The sequence below is a fragment of the Saccharicrinis aurantiacus genome (assembly GCF_947489045.1).
GTDB lineage: Bacteria > Bacteroidota > Bacteroidia > Bacteroidales > Marinilabiliaceae > Saccharicrinis > Saccharicrinis aurantiacus.
The window spans coordinates 1-18,472 of the sequence record NZ_CANLCN010000012.1; the positions used below are offsets into that span (position 1 = coordinate 1).

The 18,472-nt window shown below is 34.3% G+C and carries 9 protein-coding genes; 8 read left to right on the plus strand and 1 reads right to left on the minus strand.

Going from position 1 to position 18,472, the window contains the following annotated elements:
- Positions 1–342: 342 nt before the first annotated feature.
- Positions 343–1,092 (minus strand): DUF6261 family protein, encoded by a 750-nt coding sequence (locus tag QMO11_RS14090; protein ID WP_282037873.1) that lies wholly within the window; start codon positions 1,090–1,092, stop codon positions 343–345.
- Positions 1,093–1,618: 526 nt separating this feature from the next.
- Here QMO11_RS14090 and QMO11_RS14095 point away from each other — a divergent pair.
- The 8 genes from QMO11_RS14095 (at position 1,619) to QMO11_RS14130 (ending at position 17,785) form a co-directional block, all read left to right on the plus strand.
- Complete coding sequence (locus QMO11_RS14095) at positions 1,619–2,506, plus strand: phospholipase D-like domain-containing protein (RefSeq protein ID WP_282037874.1); 888 nt, start codon at positions 1,619–1,621, stop codon at positions 2,504–2,506.
- Between the two features lie 141 nt (positions 2,507–2,647).
- On the plus strand, positions 2,648–4,225 hold the full coding sequence (locus QMO11_RS14100; RefSeq protein ID WP_282037875.1) for a hypothetical protein: 1,578 nt from the start codon (positions 2,648–2,650) through the stop codon (positions 4,223–4,225).
- Between the two features lie 437 nt (positions 4,226–4,662).
- On the plus strand, positions 4,663–5,829 hold the full coding sequence (locus QMO11_RS14105; protein ID WP_075602755.1) for a DUF418 domain-containing protein: 1,167 nt from the start codon (positions 4,663–4,665) through the stop codon (positions 5,827–5,829).
- A 388-nt stretch (positions 5,830–6,217) separates the two neighbouring features.
- The gene (locus QMO11_RS14110) at positions 6,218–7,432 is read left to right on the plus strand and encodes an Lcl C-terminal domain-containing protein (protein WP_282037876.1); all 1,215 of its coding nucleotides are present in this window, start codon (positions 6,218–6,220) and stop codon (positions 7,430–7,432) included.
- Between the two features lie 377 nt (positions 7,433–7,809).
- Complete coding sequence (locus QMO11_RS14115) at positions 7,810–9,120, plus strand: sulfatase-like hydrolase/transferase (RefSeq protein WP_282037877.1); 1,311 nt, start codon at positions 7,810–7,812, stop codon at positions 9,118–9,120.
- 307 nt (positions 9,121–9,427) lie between these two features.
- Positions 9,428–10,699, plus strand: a complete 1,272-nt coding sequence (locus tag QMO11_RS14120) for an Lcl C-terminal domain-containing protein (protein WP_282037878.1) — start codon at positions 9,428–9,430, stop codon at positions 10,697–10,699.
- Between the two features lie 777 nt (positions 10,700–11,476).
- A complete protein-coding gene (locus QMO11_RS14125) occupies positions 11,477–15,700 on the plus strand; it encodes a hybrid sensor histidine kinase/response regulator transcription factor (RefSeq protein ID WP_282037879.1) in 4,224 nt (1,407 codons plus the stop codon).
- Positions 15,701–15,886: 186 nt separating this feature from the next.
- On the plus strand, positions 15,887–17,785 hold the full coding sequence (locus QMO11_RS14130) for a family 16 glycosylhydrolase (RefSeq protein WP_282037880.1): 1,899 nt from the start codon (positions 15,887–15,889) through the stop codon (positions 17,783–17,785).
- Positions 17,786–18,472: the final 687 nt, after the last annotated feature.

The following is an 18,472-nucleotide window of genomic DNA, read 5'->3' on the forward strand; positions in this document are numbered from 1 at the left end:
CAGAAGCAAAGAAATTCAAGGCTGCTTTACAAAAAACTTTTTTATTTATTTGAAGCTTAAGTGCGGCTGGCGGATCTAAGAGCAAAGCTCTTAGCTAGCCAGTCTTACTAAAGCTTCAAATAAAACAAAAGCTTTTTGTAAAGAGGCCAGCCTGACAAGGCGCTTAAATACAAGTCTACGAAAAAACACATTCCAATAACAAACTATTCATTAGTAGCTTAGCCTTAAAAACATTAATGGGAATTATTCTATTGTTTATAAAGCCAAAAAGGCTGCTCTGATACCAGAACAGCCTTTCCTTTTTCCCTATAAAAACCAACAGTTAATAGATTTTGGTATTATTTACTCGTTTACATTTTCTGTTACTTCAGCTTCTTTATTTGCATTGCTCTTGGCTTTGCGCATATCAAGCATTCTGTCGTACTCACCAATTAGTACATTAAGGCGCTCCGCAAGTGGCTTATATAACTCTTCACCTTTAATTAACGAAAATGCTACAATGTATTTTAGCAGTGTAGTATACTGCTCAGCCATTTCAATACGGATGTCTCTAAAATTAATCTCCGGATTATTGGCACTCTCATCAATACGCGACAGAAACAAGGTGTCAAAAGCATTATTAGCTTCATCAAGCTCGTTTAGCCATGGCTCTTGATCAATAGTTGCTACAGCGGCCGCTAGCTTTTCGTCGTTTCGCCATTTGCTAACCAAATCGCTAATGGTGCTTGTTTCGGCCGCATAATTGAAACGTGCAATACCATCGCCATAAAATTCGATACTCTTGCACAAATCGACTGCCGCCGTACGTATGGTTTCGTTAAAACTATATTTGTAAGCCTTGGCAAGAGCGAATAAACCGTTTAAAGCATCATCGCGTCGCTTATCGGCCATAGCAATTTCCTCGCTTAGGTCGCTACCCATTTTTTGTTTGTATAAAACAGTAAGCTTATCGCTATTGTTTTTTAATGGAGTGTATACTGCATCTATACCCAGTGCAGTAGCATCGTACTTTAACACCAGTTTATCAAGGTGTTGGAAAAATTGAACGAACTCGCTGTTTCGCAAGCTCGAAATCTTAATGGATTGGAACATAATTGTATAGATTATGATTGTTTTTAATAGGGTATACGAAACTATATTAAAATATTTTCACATCCAATAGCTGATAATCAGTGTTTTATTGTTAAATTATTAGCCTTCGTAGCTACTCCCATGCAAAGTTGCAGGGAGCTTGCGTCAGTGACGCAAACCCGCCGCAAAGTTGCAGGGAGCTTGCGTCAGTGACGCAAACCCGCCGCAAAGTTGCAGGAAGCTTGCGTCAGTGACGCAAACCTGCCGTAAAGTTGCAGGAAGCTTGCGTCAGTGACGCAACTCTGTTGCAAAGTTGCAGGAAGCTTGCATCAAACAAAACCCCAAAGCACCTGACGCAAATGAGAAACAAGGCCCACATCACTCTTATTTTTAAATCACTTATAGCAGTAAACGTTTACAAACGTTAAGGAAATGTTTATATATTTGGTTTTTGTTAAATATATCGCGGACTATTGGGGATGTATTAGTTGTACAGCATTGAAGGAACCCGCGTGTTGCAAATAAACAAACAGATAGATTTTAGAGAATGGATTTGATTCAGCCAGCAGAGATTTCTGGAAAAATAATGACATTGATTGACCAAGCGAAAGAAGAAATAATTATTGTTTCTCCCTATAATAAATTCACGTATTGGAAAAAACTCACCCAGCGGATTGAAAAAGCAAAACAGAGGGGTGTGATAATAAGATGGTATATTCGTAAAAATGTGGATAATAATGTAGAACAAATTCGTCAGATTGGTATTGAGCCAATTGAGATTGAGAATTTGCATTGTAAATTGTACTTAAATGAACAACATGCGGTTGTTACGTCTATGAATCTACATGAGTATTCCGACACTTCTTCTATCGATATAGGATACTTAATTACAGAAGAGGATAAATACAAAGAACTTATTGATTTTATTGATGTATACATTGATAGTTATTCTGTTTCTGAGAGTAAATTTGTTGAAACAACAAGTAAAGAATCGACAAATAAAAAAGTAGATTTCATTGACTTATTGGTTACTTTTATACTTGAATCTGGATTTGAGAAAGGAAATATAAAGACTCATGAAAACAGATATGGAACTGTAGTTACAATAAATGAGTTTATGGAGAATTTCGAATTGATTCTTGAACCTAAAGGAGTTTATTATCGTATTGATTTAAGAATAAATTATCCCTATAAGATTAAGAATGCCATATATGAATTTTTAAGAGCAAATGAAAATGAACTAAATCGATTGATTGGATTTAAGATTGATTTTGGTCGACAAATGAAACGAATTAAATTAGATTTAGAGATTTTTGATAATTACGAGTATGAAAATTGGGATAAGGATGAATTTGAAAAATTACAACCTGTATTGACTACCTTGATTGACATATATAAAAGCCAAATAAACAACGCTGTACAACAATGTGTGTAATTCATAAGGGTTTCTGAGGTTTTTGAGCGGTATCACCCGCATCAATTTAGGTGAGCGACTTGATAGGTTTGAAGTCCCCAATCCCTTAAGAAATCATCCACTACCCATTAGGCAATAATTACAAAGACATAATCGCAAACAATGAATTCCAATTTTGATTTCTTAAAGAAACTAGAAAAATTAGAAGAAATAAATTCTGAAATTTCCTTTATAATTAGGGAACTGCATCTCAGAGCTAAAAGTGCTGAGGAGCGGGTTTTATGTGATATTAGAGGTTCACTTGCATTTACACGAATGGCATTAGAGTTAACGATAAATGCAATATACAGACTTGAAGATAAACTAAAAAGAAGTAGGCACACATCAACACTAAGCACAATGATGTCTAATGGAATATTTAGAAAAAAAATTAATCAACCACTTTTGTCTAAGCTATATCAAATAAAAGACGCAGGAAATGAAGCAATTCACAGTGATGAAAAAAGTATTTCAAGTGATATTGAAGCAATTAAGACTTTACATGAATTTATAAAGCAATTCCATAATGAGTATATAGCACACCTGGGATTTTATAACAAACCGTTTAACGAGGATATTCTTAAGGAATATTCACGCGTGAAAGAATTAACTAAAGAAGAACTTCATGACCTTGAAGTAAAGTTTCAAGAGGAAAAAGACAAACTCAATAATCTATTAGAAAAGAAAGAAAAACAAATTGCACAACTCATCCATGCAAATGAAAGTCATGAAAAAGAACTTTACGATTTACGAAGATACAAAGAGGATACAGAATTAATAGTTCAGGAATTTAAAAAATTACAATTTCAAAATAGCGGTAATGAAACATATTTTACCTTTAAGATATGTGATTTTGGTATTACTGAAGAAAGAGAAAATGTATGGGGTAGAGTATTTGTAAATTATGTATATATGAACAAGCAATATTATGCTATTAAATACTTTACAACAGAAGAGAATGCTATTCAAGAAAAGTTTTATTTTGCGAGTGGCACTTACCAAGAATGCAGTATGTTTCAAGCATATGATAAGAAACATACAAATTTAGATCCCGAAAGTGTTTTAAGTACAAAATATGATAATTATAAATTGGTGTCTGAAGTAGATAAATTTAAATTCGGAACACCCTCAATTCTTGCTGAGAAACTGCTTGTTGATATAAAAAGAAAAATATCATTTCAGAAAGGAGATAAAGAGTATGTTGATAACGGTCATTACATTATTGATAAAGAAGAATATATGTCAATATGGACTTTCAAGAAAGTGTTTTTAAAGAAAACAGATTCGCCAAAACAAAATGGCTTAGAAGCTATAAGTTTATTAAAAAAAGGTGTATTGTATTTTAATACGAAACCCGATTTTGGACCTTTTCGCGAAATAAAAATTTACCCTATAAATATTTTAAAGGAATACTATCAAAAAAATAATTTTATGAAAGCAAGATTTTTTTATGCTGATGAAACCCATCGCACATGGCCTAAATTATTCGTACTCACTGAAAATGGTCGTTTTTATTGTGAGTACCTTGATTATATGAACCCTGCCAAAGTTGATTTGAAATTTGATTATGCAAATTTTAAAGCAGAAGATTATTTATGGAGTGGTTATCAATCTATAGTTGAAATTGATGAACAAAAAGCCATTAGTATTCCTCTAACTCGTCAGGCTAATTGGGTTAAAGGATATTTAAGTACCTTATAAGGTTACGAAACATAACTAGGAATCCTGCCTGTTTGTAAAACAAAGGCTGGATGCCTGTTGACGTAACCGGCATATTTAGCAGTTATGGTTTTTGCTATAAGTTATCAATATATTGAAACAACCCAATACCTAATATATTTAGCACAGCATTGTCTCACAATATTAATTTAGAATTAAATTGAATTAAGAAGGAATAGCATCTATTGTTATTCCTTTTTTTATTTTGCTACGCCTTAATCTAGAATAGAAGTTATTTAAAGTTGTCTGGAAATTTCGAGAGTGACATATTGGTTTCAGTGACAAGGCTCAATTTTTCTTGCATAGCCTTAGCTACGGAATAAAAATTAGCTGAAGTCAATTATATTAAGATGTTACTCGCAGTTTTTCAGCACGACATTAAACAACTTCATAGTTTATAAAATCTAAAACAGTTATTTATGACAGTAAAGAAACCTCGCGTTGAGGTAGTGGATAGTTTAAGAGGACTAGCCATATTTGCCATTATGCTTTTGCATTGCATTGAGCACTTTAATTTTTATGTTTTCCCCGATAATGCCACGCAACCCGATTGGCTAAATACCCTTGATACCAATGTTTGGGATGGCTTGTTTTTTATGTTTGCAGGTAAGGGCTATGCCATATTCTCTTTGTTATTTGGTTTCACATTTAGTTTAATGATGACTAAGCAGCGTAGTTTAGGTAAAGATTTTGGATACCGTTTTTTATGGCGTTTATTACTATTGGTAGGCTTCGCATTAATCAATGGCGCCTTCTTTCCGGGTGAAGTATTGTTAATGTATGCTTTGGTAGGGTTGGTGTTGTTCTTTGTCCGTAATTTAAAATTACAAGCTTTGCTTGTTGTTGGGGCTATCCTTCTATCACAACCCGTAGAATGGTTTAATTATGTTTATCATTTAATTAATCCTGATTATACCATTAATGTAATCCCGTCGCACACGTATTGGTCAAAACTTAAAGAAGCGCAGTTGGGCGATTCTTTTTGGGAAACCGTAAAAACAAATACCTTATACGGCCATAAAGTGGCTTTGATATGGGCTGTTGAAGTGGGGCGTTTGGTTCAAACTGCCGGATTATTTATTGTGGGTTATATATTAGGCAACACAAAACGATTTTATGATACACCTGAGAATATTAAATTCTGGACTAAAACGCTAATCATATCAGCAATTGTTTTTATTCCATTCTACTTCTTGGCATTAAATGCCAAGGAGTTATTTCCTTCAGAAGCAGAAAGACTCACCTTAAAACGAGTGGTTGAAATGTACCGAAACCTAGCCTTTACTTTTGTATTGGTTTCATCCTTTATACTTCTTTACAAGAAAACGTGGTTTAGCAAGTTGGTAGGTGGTTTAAAATATCCAGGCCGAATGAGTTTAACGGCCTACGTAATGCAATCCATCGTGGGAGGTTTCATCTTTTACGGATATGGTTTAGGAATAGGTCCGCATGTAAAACATACCGTTTCATTAGGAATAGGCATTGTGCTTTATGCCCTTCAATTCTATTTCTGCAAATGGTGGATTACCAAATATGGTCAAGGACCACTTGAAAAGTTATGGCATAAACTAACTTGGATTAAATAATTCGTTACTACTCAGTATAAAGTATAAAGACAAAAGTATAAAGATTATCAAATACTTAAAGTTTTTATTATTGTTATAAAAAGGATACTATTTTGCTACAATTTGATTAATAGCACTATTTTTTTTAACGTTCTTAAAAAAAAGAAAAGTTGTAACATCCTAAGTCTTTTGTCTTTATACTTTTGTCTTACTACTGAATAGTTACAATAATTCAATTACTTCTAAATAAAGCCTACAAGCCCAGTGGATATATTTCCATTGGGCTTTTTGGTATAGATAAATGCCTTAGTATATAGATGAAATATCTCAATTGGTTGATTTTAGTTGTTATTGCAGCTGTGAATAAGCAAATTTATTGTAATATATAATAAACCATATACTTACAATTATGAATAGAATAATCTACTCACTACTAGCTATACTGTTATTCTCCGGATCAACAGCTATTTCCCAACAAAATAGTACCAAAAGAGTAAGCGAAGCTTCCCCAATAAGTTATCCTATTGTGCACACAGGAGTTTCTGAATTTTACAATACAAATGCCATTATTAAAACACCCAATACTACGGAAGCATTGTACTGGCAAGATGCAGGGCGTGTTTATAATAAACCATCGTACACCAATAATGAAGATGGAACCATTAGTGATGATGTAACAGGCCTAATGTGGCAACAGGATATGGGAGAGAAGATGACTTACGCAGAAGCTGTGAAGTACGCTAAAAAATCTACCTTAGGAGGATACGATGATTGGCGTTTACCTTCTATAAAAGAACTCTATTCCTTAATTCAATTCACTGGTCAATTAAAGCGAGATAAGGTGCAGGCTCTGTTTATCGATACCAATTATTTTTCTCAGCCTTTTGGCGATGTGTCAAAGGGGGAGCGAATTATTGATGCACAAACATGGTCATCTAGCATATATACCGGAAAAACCATGCGTGCTGATGAAACAATTTTTGGGGTTAATTTTGTAGATGGTCGCATAAAGGGGTATCCTGCAGTAAAACCAAGAGCTCGTGAGGCCAATAAAATGTATTTTCGTTTGGTGAGGGGAAACTCAGAATACGGAAAAAATAGCTTTGTGGATAATGGGGATGGTACCATAAGCGATTATGCAACAGGCTTAATGTGGCAAAAATCGGATGATGGTGAAGCCCGCGATTGGGAAAAATCAATTGAATATTGCGAGAAACTAGAATTAGCGGGCTATGATGACTGGCATCTGCCAAACATTAAGGAATTGCAAAGTATAGTTGATTATCAAAGAAGCCCCATGGCAAGCAACTCTGCTGCCATAGATCCGGTTTTCGAAATCTCAGAAATAAAAGATCCTGAAAACAATAAAGGACATTACCCATTCTTTTGGGCAACAACTTCGCACCTCGATGGGCCTAAACCATATAGTAACGCTACCTATATTGCTTTTGGGAAATCCCTAGGGAAAATGAGAGGTGAGCTAATGGATGTACACGGCGCAGGTTCGCAACGAAGTGACCCTAAAACAGGCGCAGCATCGGCCTATCCAATTTATCGAGGGCCTCAAGGCGATTTGGTTAGTGTTTTTAACCACTGTAGGGCAGTTCGAAGAATAATTAAATAAACAATTTTCCGTTATATGAGTATCAATCGCATCCTAGAAGTTTTTATACAATGTACTGCACGGCTTGTTTAGTATCGACCTCAGCCAGTGAACCAAAAAACAGGATTGAATTATTCAGGGAAGTCTAATTTTAAAGGGCTTCATGAATAGCTTCGCATTTGACGGTTAAAAAACGTAAGCTGTTTGAGCACTTTGAGGCACGAAAAAGTGCGAGTTTAAAATATCGGGACGATTAAGAATTGAGTATTCTTAATTGTTTCAGGATGAAGTCGGGCCTACCTGCCGGTAGGCAGGCCCAATACATAAATTATTTAGGACAACATTGTATGCGTATATATAAATATGCGTAATCTTGTTAATGGATAAATTAATGTCTTATGAAAAACCTTATTTGGATAATTTCAATCTTATTATTTCTCGGTGCTTGTAAAAAGAGCAGTACGCTCGAAAACCAAGAAGAGGATATTGATGAAGGTATTGAGAATGATTCAATCATAAAACCAAATATTCTACTAATTATAGCGGATGATATGGGGCTCGATGCTTGCCCCATGTATACTGAAGGAGAAATACAGCCAGCCATGCCCAATTTGGAAGCTTTAGCTCTAGATGGCATTACCTTTGATAATGCATGGGCGTACCCAGTTTGTTCGCCCACACGAGCTTCAATAATAACAGGTAAATATGGTAGCAGAACAGGGATATTGAGTGTTAATCAGTCTTACCTTTCAAAAACAGAGCAATCTATTCAGCAGTATATAAATGCCAAAACAGATTCAGCCTATACGCAAGCTTTAATTGGTAAATGGCACTTGTCTAAAAATAGTGAACTTGGGGCACCTAATGATTTTGGAATTGGATACTTTGCTGGTTCTATGAGTGGTGCCTTAGATGATTATAATAATTGGAATTTGGTACAGAATGGTAAATCGGAAACATGCCAAATTTATAATACCACAAAAATTACTGATTTGTCCATTGATTGGATTAAAAATCAAAGCAAACCATGGTTTTGTTGGCTGGCTTATTCAGCGCCACATACACCATTTCATTATCCTCCTTCTGATTTACATCAACAAAACGAGGCTGAAAATACGGAGTTATCCATGTATCTGGCCATGATAGAAAGTTTAGATCATGAAATGGGACGTCTGCTTAATTCAATGGATGAAGATACACGAGAGAATACCATTATTATATTCTTGGGCGATAACGGAACAGATAAAAACGTATTGCAATTACCATATAGAGGCAGAAAAGCCAAGGGCTCCATTTATCAGGGAGGTATCAACGTGCCACTTATTGTTTCTGGTAAAGGCCTAAGCCGAAAGAATGTAAGAGACGAGAGCCAAATTAGCTCCGCTGATTTTTTTGCAACTATTGCTGATATCGCAGGAGCTGGTATTAGCCAATATCAGGATAGTTATAGTTTTAAATCCTTATTTACCAGTGAAGCTACAGGTTTACGAAGCTATAATTTCTCAGAAGTAGATCATGGCGATGATTACAGATACACTATTTCTGATGGAACTTACAAGCTCATAAGTAATAACGATAAAGATGATGAGCTATATAATTTGATAGACGATCCTTATGAAACAACAGATTTATATAGCAGTACAAATTCAGACGATATTCAAGCCAAACAGCAACTAATCAGCGAAGCCAATAAAATAATTAATGAATAATGTAAATCAATGGTTGAAGCATTTATTTAGAGCGCCTCGTTTTATTGGCCTCATTTTTAAATAGCTTTTGTTTGTGTTAAAACTTTAGTAAGACTGGGAAGCAGAGAGCTTCGCTCGATGATCACCCAGCCGCACTTAAGTTTTAGCATAATAAAAAAGGTATTTAAAAAGCAGCCTTGATTTTCTTTGCTTACTTTCTTTGATCAAGCAAAGAAAAGTAAGTCAGGGTTTAAGGGATGAAATCCTTTAGTGTTTACTAATATGCTCAACTCTTGATTCGCATGAATAACTTAATACTTTATAAATTATGAAAAAGCCATATATTTTACTACTTCTAATGGGTATATTTCTATTATCGTGTAGCGATGATGACAACAACGGTGTAGAGTCTCCAGAAGACGAAGAAGTTACTACTCCTGATGATAACGATATTGTATTAAGCTTAAAATATCCGATTGTAGATACCAAGCAAACGGTTTTTTACGATAATGCTCAAGTTCTAGCAGTAGCTCCAAAAGAGGGAGAAGCCTTTTATGGGCAAGATGCTCAGTTTACTAACAATTCACCATCCTATACAAGTAATGCCGATGGTACTGTAACAGATAATATTACAGGCTTGATTTGGGAGAAAATCTACCAACGTTTAACGCATTCAGAGGCTCTTGCCTATTTAGAAGAGAAAAATAAGGGGGAATATAACGATTGGCGCATTCCTACCATTAAGGAGTTATACTCGCTTATGCAGTTTAATGGTACCGATGTGAGTAGTGCCGATATGGAAGCAGTGCCACCATCCAATGCCATTCCTTTTATTGATAATACCTACTTCGACTTTGATTATTTCAGCAATGGAGATAGAGCCATTGATGTGCAATACTATAGTAGTACTAAATATAACGGCGTAACAATGGGTAAAGATGAAACCTTATTTGGACTAAATTTAGCTGATGGCCGTATAAAAGGTTACCCTTATGTGTCGAAAGGAGAAGAGAAAGATTACTCTGTAAAGCTAGTACGAGGCAATACTGATTACGGGAAAAATGATTTTGAAGAAACTACTGATAACACCGTTTCGGATAAGGCTACAGGTTTAATGTGGGATAAGAATGATAGTGGAATGGCTATGGAATGGAAAGATGCTTTAGCCTGGGCTCAGGAAAAAAATGCAGAAAAGTATTTGGGCTATTCCGATTGGAGAGTGCCCAATGCCAAAGAATTGCACAGTATATTAGATTATACGCGTTCACCGCAGGCCACAAATAGTGCTGCCATCGATCCAATTTTTAATATATCAAAAATTACTGTTGAAGGTGGTTTAGAAGATTATCCATTTTTTTGGAGTAGTACTACCCATTTAAATTTGAAATCCTCAGCCTCGGCAGTATACATCTGTTTTGGCGAAGCCTTAGGTTTCTTCCCTGAAGGAGCAACAACACCAATTGATGTGCACGGAGCAGGGGCACAACGTAGCGATCCTAAAACAGATGATGGTAAAGATTACAGCGCAGGACACGGCCCACAGGGTGATGTGGTTCGGTTTAGTCACTACGTTCGTTTAGTAAGAACGATAGTGCAATAGAATTAAAATATCTTAGTCCATTAGCTTGTTTAATAGTACTACAATTAAATTCCATTTGCATTCTTAATTTGGTAGAGGTAGTTGCGAAATAGTAATCTGAAATTATTGTCTTTCAGTCAATAGCGTACTAAAGGATTTTTAAGCTTAAGGCTAAGCTACTAATGAATAGTTTGTTATTAGAATGTGTTTTTTCGTCGGCTTGTATTTAAGCGCCTTGTCAGGATGGCCTCTTTACAAAAGGCTTTTGTTTTATTTGAAGCTTTAGTAAGACTGGCTAGCTGAGAGCTTTGCTCTTAGATCCGTCAGCCGCACTTAAGCTTCAAATAAATAAAAAAGTTTTTTGGAAAGCAGCCTTGAATTTCTTTGCTTCCGTTTCTTGCTTCAAGGCAAGAAATGAAGTTGGGCCTACCTGCCGGCAGGCAGGTTTGGGCAAAGAGCCCAATACATAATATTATTTAGGACAACATTGTCTTTCAGTGATTAAAAAGAATTCATTATTTATAACATAGGCTTGCATTTTTACGTTAATAGTTTAAGATTTATACCAAATGCATTATTAAATGATTGATAAATAACTTGAATTATATTGGGTTTCAACAATGCATTAAATAGATGTATAGCCATAGCTACATTGATATTTTATAGAGAAGTTGAAACACAATAGAAGTAATTTATATCAATCATTTGATGGTGTTTTTGGTACTATGACTTAATAAAAACAACGTGAAAAAAACCTACACCCAAAAGTTATTCGCAATTATCCTACTTTTTAGTCTTATGAGTTCTTATAAGGCGTTTGGGATTAATTTTAAGAAGTTGACAACCGAAGATGGTCTATCATCAAGTAAAATCAATTGTATACATCAAGATAAATTAGGTTTTATCTGGGTTGGTACTTATTATGGTTTGAATAGGTATGATGCTTATGAATTTAAAACCTTTCTGGCTAGTTCTGAAAATAGAAATAGCATCTCAAATAATATAGTTCTTTGCATTGAAGAGGCTCGCGATTCAAATCTTTGGATAGGCACACAACAGGGACTTTGTTCTTATAATCTTAAAAAAGATTGCATCACCCGATACTATAATAAAAACATCCGTGTTGATGCTAATTATTATCAAAGAGTAAATGACTTATCCTTTGATAAAGAGGGTTTTTTATGGTTAGCCCGATCTAACAGACTCGATAAATTTGATGTTACTTCTAAACAGTTTTTAGCATCTTATCAATTAGATGCTTTTAATGCTACATTGGATAATGTAGAAATTAATTGTTTGTATCCTGATGGGGATAAAATTTGGATTGGGAGCAATTTAGGACTTTACCATTTTAATAGTATAACCAATGAGTTCTCTTTCGTTGAAAATAGCCATCACATTAAAGATGTGTCTGATATATATGCCGACTCTAAAAGTAATATCTGGATTGGGACCTTGAATAGCGGTTTGTATTGTCTGCCAAATAAAAGCATGGATAACAGCATCAACTATAGTATAAAATCAGGACATCTTAGTTACAATCGCGTTAGTGGAATTGAGGAAGGAGATGATGGTAACATTTATATCGCAATGGCATCAGCAGGTTTGTACATTTATAATGTTAAACTAGAGGAGTTTTCATTGTATCAGCCTAATATTTATGATGAGAAAAGTTTAAGTACTCGTAGTTTGTCGTGCATACATAAAGGTGATGATGGCATAATGTGGTTAGGTACCTTAAAGTCCGGAGTTAATTACATCGACAATAAAGAGAAGCGCTTTGATCATTACAAGGTTAATTTCAAAGAAGATGGTTTACTCAATAATAATGTGAGAGCATTATTTGAAGATAGGGATGGAGTTATTTGGGTTGGCACTAAGGAGGGAGGATGCTTAAGCAGTTTTAATAAAAAGGCAGGAACATTTACTCATTATAAAGCATCTGCTCGTACCTCAGGAGCTTTAAATAGCGAGTATATATCAGTAATAAATCAGCTCAATGATTATTTGTTATTAGTAGGTACTTTGGGAGGAGGATTAAATATATTGGATAAAAGAACCAATCGGTTTAGGCAGTGTCCAATACTCGATGATCAGTCTATTCAAGCACGTTGCATAACCGATATTTATGTTGAAAATGATAAGGTTTGGGTAGCTACTCAACAAAATCTGTATTCGTTTGATACATCCAATTATTCATTTAAACGAATTGAAGGATATTGCTTTGTAACTTCAATTAAAAAAGCGAATAACAATAAGCTGTGGCTTGGTACAGCCAATAATGGAATATACTTATACAATATTGAAAGTGGTAAACATAAACAATTTGTAAATAGAAATAATGGTCCGTTACAAATTACGAGCAATAAGGTGAACGATATCTGTATAGATAATACAGGAAATACTTGGGTAGCAACAGCAGCAGGATTGAGCAAGTTTAATGTTAGATCTCAATCTTTTACGTTTTATACTCAAAAGGATGGTTTACCCGGTAATAATGTTTGTAAAATATTAGTTGATGGTGATAATAAACTTTGGCTTAGCACTGATAACGGCATTTCATGTTATAACCAACTGAAAAATTCTTTTAAAAGCTACCATAAAACAGATGGTCTTCAGAATAATGATTTTGCGGATTATGTAGGCTGCAAAACCAGAGATGGGGAGTTATTATTTGGCGGATCTAACGGTTTTAATTTGTTTCACCCCAATAATATTGTTGATAATACCTTAGCCCCGAAGGTGGTTGTAAACGATTTGTTATTGTATAATGAAAGTGTGGAGGTAGGAGCCCAGGATGGTATTCTTGATAAACACATTTCATTGGTGGATAAAATATATTTAAATTATGAACATAATGTAATCACCATAGAATTTACAGCTTTAAATTATTCATCATCAGAAAAAAACCAATATGCTTATAAGTTAGATGGGTTTGATAAGGAATGGGTTTATTGTAAGACGAAAAGGTATGCTAATTACACCAATTTGCCACCTGGCGATTATACTTTTAAAGTAAAAGCTTCTAACAACGATGGAGTATGGAATGAGCACGGAACCAGTTTTAAAATAGAGGTGCATCCTCCTTTTTGGGCTACTTGGTGGTTTCGTTTTTTAGTTATGTTATTCTTATTTACGTTACTCTATGTTATTTATAAGCAAAGGTTAAAACTATTGAAGCAACAAACAACACTCCTAGAAAATACCGTTAGAGAACGAACCATTAAACTAGAAATTGCAAATAATGATTTAGAGAGTATTCGCTTTGAACTTGAAAATAAAAATAGAATACTTTCTCATAAGAAAAAAACACTCGAAGCCCAAAGGAATCAAATTTTAGAGCAGAAACAAACCTTGAGTAATCAGAACAAAGAATTAATAATACAACGTAATGAGTTAGAAAAACTAAATTCAAAAATAGAATCGATTAATCAAACGAAGCTGCAATTTTTTACCAATGTATCTCATGAATTTAGAACGCCCCTTACGCTTTTGTTGGTGCCGCTTCAAAAACTTCTAAGCTTAAAAGGTAATGTGGTAATTAGCGATTATCATTTACTATTTCAAATGATGCGGAAAAATGGGAATAGGTTATTGCATTTAGTAAATAGACTTATTGATTTTAGAAGATTAGAACAGGGGCAATTAGATCTTAATCTAGAAATGATCAATGTAGTGCCTTTTTTTCGAGGGATACTTAATATATTCGAAACCATTGCTGTTCAACAAAGAATTAGGCTAATTTTTACTTGCGATGTTGATGAGTTGTATATACCAATTGACGCTGAAAAGATGGAGATTGTAATCTACAATCTATTATCAAACTCCTTTAAATTTACCAAAGAAGGAGGAGAAATAGAATTGAGTATCGATACACATAACGATTATCTGTTTATTTCGGTAAAGGATACGGGCATTGGTATTGAAGCGGAAAAGATTCAGTATATATTCGATAGGTTTATGCAAATAGATAACTCAGAATCACATGTTTTTCATGGTTCAGGAATAGGCTTAGCATTAACCAACGAAATGGTTCAATTGCACAAAGGCAAGCTGACGGTAAAATCAGAGCTTGGTGTAGGCAGTATTTTTACTATTCAATTATCAGCTCTCACTAATTCTAAACATCTTCAAAAAAAGGATAAAGCATATACATTATCCGAATCCATTAATGAAAGAGTAAATATTCTCTCAAATAAATTAAACAGTAAAGACGGGGAGAGAAAAGTAGTTGAGATTATTGATGGAGACGACCAAAGACCGCTTGTGCTAATTGTTGATGATAACAAAGATATTAGAACTCTATTGGTAGCTGAATTGCAATGGAAATACAGAACAATTCAAGCCAATGATGGCGAACAAGGTTTATTAATGGCGCAAAAGTATAATCCTGATTTAATAATAAGTGATGTTATAATGCCAAATATGGATGGGGTTGAGTTTTGTAAACATATTAAAACTAATATCGAAACCAGTCATATTCCAGTTATTCTATTAACAGCATACAGTTCCGACCATAATCATATCGATGGTTTAAAAATAGGAGCTGATACTTATTTAGAAAAGCCTTTTAATATAGATGTATTAATAGCAACTGTAGATAATCTTATAAGTTCACGCAGTAATTTAAAGGCGATATTTACTAACAGCATGAGTTTAGATCCAAAGGAAATTTCTGTGACTAATGCCGATGAAGTGTTTTTAAGTAAGTTGTTAGAAGTGCTTGAAGCAGAAATGTCAAATTCTCAATTCTCAGTAAGTAAACTTAGCGACTATATGGGTATAAGTGAAGGTCATATTTATAAAAAGATATTAAGCCTTACTAATCTTAATCCGAGTAACTTTATAAGAGAATTTAGACTAAAAAGAGCTGCACAGCTTTTATCGAGTAATAATTTAAGAGTGGTTGAGGTGCAATTTATGGTTGGCTATGAAAGTAAGTCAGCATTTAGCAATGCATTTAAGAAAAAATATAAAGTATCTCCATCTCAATATGCAAATAAGTACGCAAAATGTGTCTAACATGAATATGTGTTCAGAATAATTTTATTCTTAGCTACTAAATGAATAGGAGCAACACATTAAAGGATTAGAGCAACAACATGGTTTCATCATAATATAAGTTTGTATTTAATTATCAAATGCTAATAGCCTCATATATCTGAGGTTAAAGAGCATTTAACTAAATACTAATTTAAAATTTAAATCATGAAAAAAGGTTTATTAGCATTCGTAGTGTTACTAGGAATGAGTTTACAATTATGGGCTCAAAAGCCTACAAAATCAGATGGTGGATCTGATAATTGGAAAATATTATGGAGTATATCAGACGAATTTGCAGATGATACACCCAATTGGAACAAATGGATTAAAAGTAGCGGCTTGCCTAACACCACTGGTTGGAAGTGGGATAATCAAAACAATGTTAAGATAAATAATGGTGTTGCTGAACTTACCATGACACATAATGCTGGTAATGTTCCCAATGGCGGTACTTACTTTGAATCTGGTATTCTAAAGTCGTATCGTACAATGACGAATGGCTATTATGAAGCTAAAATTAAAGGCGCTTCAATTGGTGAGGGTGTATGTCCTTCCTTTTGGTTGTTTAGTGATTTTGATAGAAACGCAGCAGAAGGGGAACCTGTGTATTGCGAGGTTGATGTTGTTGAACTGCAACAGTTTGATTGGTTTGAAGGTATCCAGGATGATATTTATGATATGGACCTAAATCTTCATGCCGTGGTAAAGCAAAATGGGCAGGATGTTTGGTTAAGACCAAAACCAAACAAAGAAACTCAATTAAACAAATGGAGAGCACCATGGGATCCTCGAGACGAATTTCATATTTATGGATGTGAAGTAAACGACTCAGAAATTATTTGGTATGTCGATGGGAATGAGGTTGCACGAAAACCTAATACTTATTGGAAACGTCCAATGAATATTACTTTATCACTCGGTTTGCGTAAGCCATTTGTTAAGTTTTACGATAATGCAAACCATGCAGTGAATCCGGTAACCGATCCTGATGCAAATGCGAAGCTATCTCAGATACCAACAACCATGTATGTTGATTATGTGCGAGTGTGGGAAAAGATAGAATCTGATGATATTGAAGTTACAGGAGTAAGCGTATCTTCATCAACAAAAAACCTAAATACAGGAGCTTCATTTACACTTGTGTCTACTGTAAGTCCACAAAACGCAACTAATAAATCAGTTACTTTTAGCTCTTCAAAAACATCAGTAGCTACAGTTACAAGCTCAGGAGTAGTTACAGCTAAGTCTGTTGGAACAGCCATTATTACCGTAACAACAACTAACGGAAAAACAGCAAAATGTACAGTTAATGTTACATCCAGTGGTTCTTCAGGAGGCAATAATTCTGAAAATGTTTATATCCGTAATAGACATACAGGAAAAGATATTCGACCATTAAATAATATAGAAGGTTCACAGGTTAAACATGCAACACTTAGTACTGATAATTATACTCAATGGTTAGTTGTTGATGCAGGTAACGGATGGTTTCATTTGAAGAATGCGGAAACGGGAATGTATTTACGACCTACAGATAATAGTAATGGGAGTATAATGATACAAAGCCAAACACAGAACAATTGGACACAATGGGAGAAAGTTTCAAGTTCAAGTAATTTCTTTTATTTAAAAAACAGGCAAACTGCGCAATATTTCAGACCATCGACCGCTGATGTTATGGAAGTGGATCTTTCAAATAGAAGTGCTCTAAGACAGCGCCCTACTTCTGTTACTTTAAATTGGACCCAATGGCAGTTTGTTAAAGTTAGCGATGGAAGCCTTTTAAAATCAGCCAGTGCTTCTGAGAATCTGTTAACTCCGGATAATAGAAAGGCTACATTAAAGGTATTTCCAAATCCAGCTAGTGATATTATTTCAATAGAAGCATTAAATATGGTTAAGGATGAAACTTTAATTGCCATATATAACTCAAATGGAACAATGGTGAAATCTGAACTTATACCAGCAGGGATAAAACATACAATGAATATTTCAGACTTTCCATCTGGAGTTTATTTTGTTAAAGCAGATAATAATCAAACCGTGAAGCTGCTTGTCAAGTAATGATAATATGATTTGATACCACAATAATAATAGCCGCATGATTCAGAATCTAATTGGTTTTTTATAACAAATGTGGTTTAGTTTAAATGAAAGGGATTTCAACCGTTGTTGAAATCCCTTTTTTTATGCTTAAAATTTACTGCTAATACAAAACTCTCATATTACTCACTAAAGAGTATTTCTTTTCTCATTATAAGGATTATTTAGGATTTCTTCGGTTCCAATCTGTAAATGGCAGATTACAAAATACGGTCAGGCGCCTTTTGAAAATTATGGCTTAAGATAAGCTAGATAATGTAAGCCATAATAGATGCAAAATATCTTACCAAATATTAAAACGAGCCTAGTGGATTTATTCACTAGGCTTTTTTATGTCTAATAGTAAAAGTGGTGTACTTGTAGTTTAATCAAACCATTTGATCTGCATTAGATATTAATGTTTGTTCACTTAACCATTGATTTATTCCTATTTCCTAAGCTAATAATTCAACTTCAAGGTATTGGTAGTTAGCGTTTTGTACTGTGGCTTACACCAAATGTATGCAAGTTTATATTCAATGTTTTTAACGTAGTTACTTTTGAATGTGAAAATTAGTTAACGGCTCTTTTTGAATATTTAGTAAGCCCGAAAACTTCATTGAGTTTTATGCTAGGCATGGCTCATTAATTAAAATACAAAGGTTCTTT

Coding starts and splice junctions, on each gene's coding strand:
- QMO11_RS14090 (WP_282037873.1), bottom strand. CDS start 1,092: ATGTTCCAATCCATTAAGATTTCGAGCTTGCGAAACAGCGAGTTCGTT.
- QMO11_RS14095 (WP_282037874.1), top strand. CDS start 1,619: ATGGATTTGATTCAGCCAGCAGAGATTTCTGGAAAAATAATGACATTG.
- QMO11_RS14100 (WP_282037875.1), top strand. CDS start 2,648: ATGAATTCCAATTTTGATTTCTTAAAGAAACTAGAAAAATTAGAAGAA.
- QMO11_RS14105 (WP_075602755.1), top strand. CDS start 4,663: ATGACAGTAAAGAAACCTCGCGTTGAGGTAGTGGATAGTTTAAGAGGA.
- QMO11_RS14110 (WP_282037876.1), top strand. CDS start 6,218: ATGAATAGAATAATCTACTCACTACTAGCTATACTGTTATTCTCCGGA.
- QMO11_RS14115 (WP_282037877.1), top strand. CDS start 7,810: ATGAAAAACCTTATTTGGATAATTTCAATCTTATTATTTCTCGGTGCT.
- QMO11_RS14120 (WP_282037878.1), top strand. CDS start 9,428: ATGAAAAAGCCATATATTTTACTACTTCTAATGGGTATATTTCTATTA.
- QMO11_RS14125 (WP_282037879.1), top strand. CDS start 11,477: ATGAGTTCTTATAAGGCGTTTGGGATTAATTTTAAGAAGTTGACAACC.
- QMO11_RS14130 (WP_282037880.1), top strand. CDS start 15,887: ATGAAAAAAGGTTTATTAGCATTCGTAGTGTTACTAGGAATGAGTTTA.